Origin of the sequence: Colwellia demingiae (genome assembly GCF_007954275.1) — a bacterium.
Lineage (GTDB): Bacteria > Pseudomonadota > Gammaproteobacteria > Enterobacterales > Alteromonadaceae > Colwellia > Colwellia demingiae.
The window spans coordinates 1-2,076 of sequence record NZ_VOLT01000025.1; the positions used below are offsets into that span (position 1 = coordinate 1).

General features: G+C 46.8%; 2 protein-coding genes. Both read left to right on the plus strand.

The genetic code is table 11. The features are described 5' to 3' along the window. The coding region (aptA, locus tag ESZ36_RS22350; protein WP_146792011.1) for an omega-aminotransferase AptA at positions 1-1,301 on the plus strand (1,301 nt) is incomplete at its 5' end. 41 nt (positions 1,302-1,342) lie between these two features. After that, a partial coding sequence (locus ESZ36_RS22355; RefSeq protein ID WP_146792013.1) for an aldehyde dehydrogenase family protein occupies positions 1,343-2,076 on the plus strand: 734 nt, incomplete at its 3' end.

The following is a 2,076-nucleotide window of genomic DNA, read 5'->3' on the forward strand; positions in this document are numbered from 1 at the left end:
CACAACTTGATGCGCACTGGATGGCATTTACCGGCAACCGTGAGTTTAAAAAAGACCCGCGCATCATCGTTTCTGCCGAGGGAAATTACTACACCGATGCCGACGGTCGAAGAATCTTTGATGGTTTATCTGGTCTTTGGTGCTGTGGCGCGGGTCATGGTCGTCCAGAAATTACCGAAGCGGTGAGTAAACAATTAAAACAATTGGATTATGCTCCGGCCTTCCAATTTGGTCATCCTAAAGCCTTTCAACTCGCCGAGAAAATCGTTGAGTTTATGCCAAAAGGGATAAACCGCGTTTTTTATACGGGCTCTGGCTCTGAGGCCGCTGAAACCTCACTAAAAATGGCACGTGCCTATTGGCGAAAAAAAGGCTTGGCCAGCAAAACAAAATTGATTGGTCGCGGCCTGGGTTATCACGGCGTTAACTTTGGTGGCATTTCTGTCGGCGGTATCGGCGCTAACCGTTCGTTATTTGGTCCCGCGGTAGATGCAGACCATTTACGCCATACCATGTTAGACGAAAATAAATTTGTTAAAGGTCAACCCCAAACAGGGGTTGAGCTAGCGAACGAATTACTCGATTTAGTGGCGCTGCACGATGCTTCAAATATTGCGGCTGTTATCGTTGAGCCGATGGCTGGCTCTGCCGGCGTCATTCCGCCGCCAATCGGTTACTTAAACCGCTTGCGTGAGATTTGTGACCAACACAATATTCTGTTGATTTTTGACGAAGTGATTTGCGCTTTCGGTCGCATGGGGGCAAATACGGGGGCAGAAGCCTTCGGCGTCACCCCTGATATTATTAACATCGCTAAACAGATGACCAATGGCACCATTCCGATGGGCGCAGTTATCGCCAAGCAAGAAATTTACGAGACCTTTATGGAGCAAGGTGGCCCTGAATATATGGTGGAATTCCCCCATGGTTATACCTATTCTGCCCATCCTGTTGCCTGTGCCGCCGGACTGGCCGCCTTAGAGATTTTGCAAAAAGACAAACTCATTGAACGCGTTAAGGACCATAGTCCTTATTTTGAAGAATCGGTGCATAACCTCAAAGGGTGTAAACACGTGACCGATATTCGCAGCTACGGTTTTGCAGCCGGTTTTACTATCGACCCAGTACCGGGTGAGCCGGCATTACGCCCTTATCAAATTGCCATGAAAATGTGGAAGAAAGGATTTTATGTCCGTTATGGCGGCTCCACTATCCAGCTTGGTCTGCCTTTCACCAGTGAACGCGAAGAAATAGATTCCTTGCTCAGTGCACTGGGTGAAACTTTTAACGAAATAGCGTAAACAATTTTAAATGGGCCTTATGGCCCTCTGCGGAGAATTTTATGAACGAAGTAAAGGTAATAGGCCATTTAATCAATGGTGAAATGGTTAATAATGATGTGCGTACTCAAGCCGTATTTAACCCTGCAACAGGTATCGAAGAAAAGAAAGTCGCTTTAGCGTCAAAACAAACCGTTGAACAGGCGATTTCAGCCGCTCAAGCTGCCTTTCCTGAATGGCGTAATACCCCCGCGATAAAACGCGCACGGGTGATGTTTCGCTTCAAGGAATTATTAGAACAAAATTCAGATACCATCTGTCGATTAATTGGTGAAGAACACGGCAAAATATCACACGATGCCGCCGGTGAGTTGCAACGCGGTATTGAAAACGTCGAGTACGCCTGTGGTGCACCTGAGTTACTTAAAGGCGAGCACAGCAAAAATGTTGGCCCAAATATCGATTGCTGGAGTGAGTTTCAGCCGTTAGGTGTTGTTGCCGGTATTACGCCGTTTAACTTCCCTGCCATGGTGCCGATGTGGATGTTCCCACTGGCGATTGTTTGCGGTAATTGCTTTATCTTAAAACCATCAGAGCGCGACCCAAGTTCAACCTTATACATCGCTCAGCTATTAAAAGAAGCAGGTTTACCTGATGGCGTAATGAACGTCGTTAACGGTGATAAAGAAGCGGTTGATGTGTTATTAAGTGACGAACGCATTAAAGCGGTTAGTTTTGTTGGCTCAACACCGATTGCTGAGTACATTTACACCACAGCGAATGCGAATGGCAAACG